Genomic DNA, 6699 nt, shown 5'->3' with positions numbered 1-6699 from the left:
CGCGAAGGCGGAGTGTCAGTCGACATTAATATGACTGACCCACCGCTTTCGCGAGCAAGCCCGCTCCCACAGGGGGATTGTGTAGATCCGTCAGGCCAGGGCGGGCAATGGGCCCAGCTTGCCTTTGTGGTAGATCATCGGCGTCACCGGTTGCTCGGGCAGGATCAGGTTCTTCACCGCGCCGACGATGATCGCGTGATCACCGCCGTCGTATTCGCGCCACAGCTCGCACTCGATGATCGCCGTCGCCTTGGCCAGGATCGGGTTGCCCAGATCGCTCAAGTGCCACTCGATGCCTTTGGCCTTGTCCTTGCCTTTACCGGCGAAGGCATAGGCTTCGGCGGTCTGGTCGGCGGACAGCAGGTGAATCGCGAACTGCTTGCTGTCGCGCAGTACCGGGTAGGTGTCGGAACCGTAATTGGGGCAGAACAGCACCAGTGCCGGGTCGATCGACAACGCACTGAAGGCGCTGGCGGTGATGCCGACGATGCCGCCGTCCGGGTCCAGGGTGGTGACCACCGTGACCCCGGACGGGAACGAACTCATCACGTCTTTGTAAATGCCGGGCTCGATCATTTTCCAGGACTCCTAGCGCATCACGAATGGATCAGGCATCGGTGCCTGGGACAGGTTGATCCACACCGTTTTCAGCTCGGTGTAGGCCAGCACCGAATCGATGCCGCTTTCGCGTCCATAGCCGCTGTTCTTGAAGCCGCCGATCGGCGCCATGGCCGAGACCGCGCGGTAGGTGTTGACCCAGATGATCCCCGAACGCACGTCCCGGGCCAGGCGATGGGCACGGCCCAGGTCGCGGGTCCAGATGCCGGCGGCGAGGCCGAACTGCGAGTCGTTGGCAATCGCCAGCGCTTCGGCTTCGTCCTTGAAACGGATGACCGAGGCCACCGGACCAAAGACTTCTTCCTGCATGATCTTCATCGAGTTGCGGTCGCACTCGAACAGCGTCGGTTCGTAGAACCAGCCGTCGCCCAGATTCTCTGGACGCTTGCCACCCAGGCGCAGACGCGCACCTTCGGCGATGGCATCGGCCACCAGGCCTTCGACCACGGCCAATTGCTGTGCGGTGGCCATCGGCCCCATTTCACTGTTGTCGTCCTGCGGGTTGCCGATGCGGATGCGCCGGGCGCGTTCCACCAGGCGAGCGACGAACTCGTCGTAGATTTCGTCCTGCACCAGCAAGCGCGAGCCGGAGACGCAGCTCTGCCCGGAGGCGGCGTAGATCCCGGCGATGGCACCGTTGATTGCGCTGTCGAGGTCGGCGTCGGCGAAGATGATGTTCGGCGATTTACCGCCCAGTTCCAGCGACAGTTTGGCGAAGTTCTCCGCGCTGCTGCGCACCACATGCCGCGCCGTGGCCGCGCCGCCGGTGAAGGCGATCTTGCGCACCAGCGGATGGCGGGTGAGGGCGGCTCCGGTGCTCGGGCCGTAACCGGTGACGACGTTGACCACCCCCGGCGGAATCCCGGCTTCCAGGGCCAGGCGCGCCAGTTCGAGGATGGTCGCCGAGGCGTGCTCCGACGGCTTGATCACGATGGTGTTGCCTGCGGCGAGGGCCGGGGCAAGTTTGATCGCGGTCAGGTACAGCGGGCTGTTCCACGGAATGATCGCGGCAACCACACCCATGGCTTCGTGCACGGTGTAGGCAAACAGGTCCGGCTTGTCCAGCGGCAGGGTGCCGCCTTCGAGCTTGTCGGCCAGGCCTGCGGTGTAGTGGAAGAACTCCGGCAGATAGCCAACCTGGCCGCGGGTTTCGCGGATCAGCTTGCCGTTGTCGCGACTTTCCAGCTGCGCCAGTTGTTCCTTGTTTTCGGCGATCAGGTCGCCCAGGCGACGCAGCAGTTTGCCGCGAGCGGTGGCGGTCAAGCCGCGCCAGGCCGGGCTGTCGAAAGCCGTCTGCGCAGCCTGTACGGCGCGCTCGACATCGGCTTCGTCGGCATCGGGCAATTCGGCCCAAGGCTCGGCCAGCGCCGGGTTGAGACTTTGAAAGGTCTTGCCGGACAGGGCATCGACCCATTCACCGCCGATGCACATCTGGAAGCGTGCGAGTGTCATGCAACGATCCCCTTGATCTGGTTTTGTTTGGAGTGCGCGGCCTGCAGAAACTCCAGCAGCAGCTGGTTGACCAGGCGCGGCGATTCTACGGGCATCATATGCCGTTGCTCGGCGAGGACGGCAACGGTCGCACCGGGAATGCGCTCGGCCAATTGTTTGGCCATTTCCGGGGTCGAGCCGGGGTCCAGTTCGCCGGTGGCGATCAGCGTCGGCACCTGGATGCTGGCCAGGTCGTCGGCGCGGTACATGTCCTGGGTGGCGAACAGTTCGTAAGTGGTCAGGTAACCCTGAGGGTCATTGCCGGCCAGAGTCTGGCGAATCGCGGCAATCTGCGCCGGGTTGGCCGCCTGGTATTCACGGCTGAACCAGCGCGACAGCGCCGCTTCGGCGTTGGCGTCCGGCCCGTGTTCGGCGGCCTGACTGGTGCGGGCGATGACACCCGCGCGCTGTTCGGCGCTGCGGTTGAACACACTGTTGAGCACCACCAGGCCTTCCAGGCGTTGCGGGTAGTGCAAGGCAAACGCCCGCGCTACCAGCCCGCCCATGGAAAAGCCAATGACCGTTGCCTTGGGCAATTGCAGGTGGTCGAGCAGCTCCAGCAACTGGTCGGCATAGCCGAGCAGCGGCGTGCCGCTCTCCGGTCGCGGACTCGCGCCATGGCCGAGCATGTCGTAGGCGATGACGCGGTACTTCGTGGCCAGGCCAACGATCTGGCCACCCCACATTTCTTTGTTCAGGCCCACGCCGTGGATCAAGACCACGGGCTGGCCTTGGCCGGTCGCCAGGTAACTGGTGCCAGCCGGGGTGAGTTCAGCGGTGAGCCGAATCATGGAGCGCTCCTGCAATGCCTTCTTGTTGTCGTTCTACTGGCCGGTTACTGGGCTTTTTCGGCTGCCAGTTCTTCCAGGTCGATGTAGCGGTTGCCGATGCGCGGGTGCAGGCGGCCGCCGTCGGCGCAACCCAGGACCACGACGATTTCGTCGGCACGCGGTGCGTCTTCGATCTGCATTTCCAGGGTGATGTAGTGCGAACGCAGGCCTTCGTCGTCCTTGTGCATCATCGGGATCTGGATCGAGGTGCCCGGGCCGCCGCGCTTGTTGGTGAAGCTCAGGTAGCTCTTGGCCTTGACTGCTTCGCGGTAATGGTTGCCGAAGCGCAGGGTGTGGATCACCGCAGAAGCGTGTTCGATTTCGCCATCGGCGCCGACCACGGCGGCCTTGCCGTAGGCCTCGATTTTCTCAGCGCCGCCAATGATGCCCACCAGGCGCTCAACCATCAGTGCACCGAGGTCGGAGCAGTTGGCGCGGATCTGTGGTTTCAGGTCTTCGACGAAACCGTTGCCCAGCCAGGGGTTTTTCATCACCACGGCCAGACCGACCATGGTCACGGGCTTATCGGTGGCTTTGCCGCCTTCAATAAAGGTTTCTTCGACATAGCTGACGATCTTGCGGATTTCGAAACTCATGAGCTGCTCCGTAGAGGTTTGGGTGTCTGTGCGTCTGATGGTATACCATAATACCGGAAGCACAAGTCCCTCGAACGGAGTTTCTGGTCGGACGGCGATAAAAGGGGGGGCAGGCGAGGCTAATGCCGATCAGTTAAGCGGCAGTGCGATCTGTAGCAGCTGCCGAGCCCGCGAGGCTGCGTCCGGCTGCGAAGCAGTCGTAAAATCAGTGATTGCGGTACGTCAGGCAAGCCGCGTCAGCTGGACTCACGACTGCTTCGCAGCCGGACGCAGCCTCGCGGGCTCGGCAGCTGCTACAAAGGGTGTCGCGGCTGAAATTGCTTAACTGACTGGCATTAGCCAGGCGAGGCGCTACTTGTGGTGGGGGAGGACTTTTAACAGACGTAAAAAAACCCGGCTGATGAGGCCGGGTTCTCGTCGGGTCTTGCGGTACCGCCCTGCATTCAGGCGGTACGGTTCTGGATCAGGCGGTCGGAACCACCTTCGGCGACACGGTTCTGCAGCAGTTTGTCGGAGCCACCTTCGGCAACACGTTTTTCCAGCAGGCGATCCGAACCGCCTTCAGCCACACGATTCTCGATCAGGCGATCGGAACCACCCTCGGCCACACGGCTTTCAATCAGGCGATCCGAGCCGCCTTCAGCGACCACAGGTTGAGCAGAGGTTGCGGCGAAAGCGTTAACTGCGAAAACCGAGAAAGCGATGCTGAGGAGGGTCTGGCGTTTCATGATGGTGTGCTCCGGGGTGTAATGGGTTGGTATGGAGCAGATGTTACGCCGGGGATTTTTTAAGAGAACTTCATTGAGTCAATGGTGACTATCGACGCAGTCAATGGATGATTCGCTGACCCTTGTGGGAGCGGGCTTGCTCGCGAAGGCGGCGTATCAGTCGCTATCAATATTGAATGTACCGGCCTCTTCGTGAGCAAGCCCGCTCCCACAAGGGTCGAGGTGTTATCGGGAAATTAGGCCGTGATCGATGGCGTATTTGACCAGCGCCGCCGGCTTATCGATGTTGAGCTTGCGCCGAATGCTCAAGCGGTGTGTCTCCACCGTGCGCACGCTGATATCCAGTTCCCGGGCCATTTCCTTGTTGTTCAGCCCTAGCGCCATCTTCGACAACACCTGGCTTTCCCTCGGCGTCAACTCGTTGTCGGAGTTCTTGTCGGCAATCAGCCGCTGGGCGATTTCGGCGCTGTAGAAGGTTCCGCCGCTGCTGATGGCTTCGATGGCCGCGATGATTTCCCGTGACGGGGCGTTCTTCAGCACGTAGCCGCTGGCGCCGGAGCGGACCGATTCACTCACGTACTCGTAATTGTCGTACATGCTCAGCACCAGCACCTTGAGTGACGGGTACTGGCTGCGCAGCACGCGGGTCAGCTCCAGGCCGTTCATATCCGGCAGACTGATGTCGACCAGCAGCAGGTCCGGTTGGCAGCGGCCGACCATCTCGATGGCCTCGGCGCCATTTTCCGCTTCGCCGACCATTTCGAGGGGCGACATCACGGCCAGTAGTGCCTTGATGCCGTCGCGGACCAGGGAGTGATCGTCGACCAGGGCGACGCGGATCGGGGAAGGCAGGTTCATCGCAGGTATTCACTCTTGTAATTTTTGGGCCGGCTCAGCGTTTTGCGTCAGGTTTCATTGGCAGCAGCACGTCCAGCTCACTTCTGCCCGGCATCGAAATCAAATCGAAGCGCCCACCAAAATGTTCGACGCGTTCGCGGATGTTACGCAAGCCAATGCCGGCCTGACGACGTTCGACCTGGGCGACGTTGAAACCGATGCCGTCATCGACCACGGTCAGCCGTACGGATTCGTCGCAGCCGCGCAGGGTGATGGACACGTTTTTCGCCTGGGCGTGGCGTTCGATATTGGTCAAGCCTTCCTGGACGATGCGGAATAACGAAACAGCCGCGCCGTCGACCAGTTGGCAATCGAATTCATTTTCGTCGTAGGTCACGGTCAGCCCGCTGCGCTGTTCGAACTCCGCGGCCAATTGGCCGATGGCCGCCGGCAGGCCGAGGGTGTCGAGCAAAGATGAGCGCAGGTCGTGGGAGAGACTGCGGACTTCACCGATGGCATCGCCCAGGCGCTCGGTGGCGTCCTTTAATGTGTTCAAACCCTTGTCGTGGGCTTGTCCGCGTTCCAGCAGATGGCTGGCCAGTTCGAACTGAAACTTGATCGAGACCAACACCTGGCTGATGCCGTCGTGCAACTCGCGGGATACCCGCGATCGTTCTTCCTCCTGCAGGCTGACGATGCGTTGGGTCAGGCGCTGCAGTTTTTTGTCTGCCAGGCGATGCTCGCTGACGTTGAGGGTCATGCCGGTGGCGAACACAAACAGCACCGCGACGAGAGCGACCACGGCAATCGCCATCATGGTCTTGCGGATGCCCTGGGCCACTTCTGCACGGGCTTGCTGGGTGGCGCGTTCGACGTCTTCGAGGTAGATGCCGGTACCGAGCATCCAGCCCCAGCGATCGAGCATCACCACGTAGGCGAGCTTGTCGGTCACCTGGCCGGAGGAGGGTTTGTTCCAGGCGTAGCGTTGAAAGCCTTCGCCGGATTGCGCACTTTGCAGCAGCGCCTGAATCACCGGCAGGCCGTGGGGATCTTTCATGTCCCACAGGTATTGGCCCACCAGCTCCGACTGGCGCGCGTGCATCAGGCTGCGGCCTTCGCGGTCGTAGACGAAGAAGTAGCCATTGATGCCGAAGCTGAGCTTGCGCAGTTCTTCCAGCACTTGCTGCTGGGCACGGGCGTCGCCATGGCCGTCGTCGTACAGCGGCGCGATCAGGCTTTGCGCCATTTCCACGTAGTTTTTCAGTTCCGCGCGCTTGCTCGCCAAAATGCTGTCTTCGATCAGTTGTGCCTGCTGATCACCCAGTTGGCGGTTGAGGGAAATCACCAGCGCGCAGATGACGGCAATGGCCAGCACCAGCGGCAGAATCCCGAGGGCGACGATTTTGTGTTTGAGCTGCATGTTGACTCCTGCCCGCGCGAAGGCTCGGGATCATATGCCAAAGAGGCGCTCGGCCTGTAGCGTTGCTGGACGGAATGACCGATGGTCGGGATGAAATGCAAAACCAGTGTGGGAGCGGGCTTGCTCGCGAAAGCGGTGGGTCAGTTGACATCAATATTGACTGATCCACCGCTTTCGCG

The 6699-nt window shown here is 61.7% G+C and carries 6 protein-coding genes and 1 pseudogene; all 7 read right to left on the bottom strand.

Annotated features, from left to right (window positions below):
• Positions 1-90: 90 nt before the first annotated feature.
• On the bottom strand, positions 91-576 hold the full coding sequence (locus AC07XF_RS28685) for a flavin reductase family protein (RefSeq protein WP_108231059.1): 486 nt from the start codon (positions 574-576) through the stop codon (positions 91-93).
• A 12-nt stretch (positions 577-588) separates the two neighbouring features.
• Complete coding sequence (locus AC07XF_RS28680; RefSeq protein WP_495029209.1) at positions 589-2070, bottom strand: aldehyde dehydrogenase; 1482 nt, start codon at positions 2068-2070, stop codon at positions 589-591.
• A complete protein-coding gene (locus AC07XF_RS28675) occupies positions 2067-2900 on the bottom strand; it encodes an alpha/beta fold hydrolase (RefSeq protein ID WP_495029208.1) in 834 nt (277 codons plus the stop codon). The genes AC07XF_RS28680 and AC07XF_RS28675 overlap by 4 nt, the downstream gene beginning before the upstream one ends.
• Positions 2901-2944: 44 nt before the next feature.
• A complete protein-coding gene (locus AC07XF_RS28670) occupies positions 2945-3535 on the bottom strand; it encodes an amino acid synthesis family protein (protein WP_007978708.1) in 591 nt (196 codons plus the stop codon).
• 446 nt (positions 3536-3981) lie between these two features.
• Positions 3982-4263: pseudogene (locus AC07XF_RS28665) on the bottom strand (hypothetical protein); the annotation flags it as partial.
• A gap of 225 nt (positions 4264-4488) precedes the next feature.
• Entirely contained in the window at positions 4489-5121 is a 633-nt protein-coding gene (locus tag AC07XF_RS28660; protein ID WP_495029207.1) for a response regulator, read from the bottom strand.
• A 34-nt stretch (positions 5122-5155) separates the two neighbouring features.
• On the bottom strand, positions 5156-6520 hold the full coding sequence (locus tag AC07XF_RS28655; RefSeq protein ID WP_495029206.1) for a cache domain-containing protein: 1365 nt from the start codon (positions 6518-6520) through the stop codon (positions 5156-5158).
• Positions 6521-6699: the final 179 nt, after the last annotated feature.

It is taken from the genome of Pseudomonas sp. GW821-FHT01C01, assembly GCF_059422645.1.
Note: the sequence above shows the minus strand (reverse complement) of the source record. Positions and strands in the feature narration are given on the sequence as shown.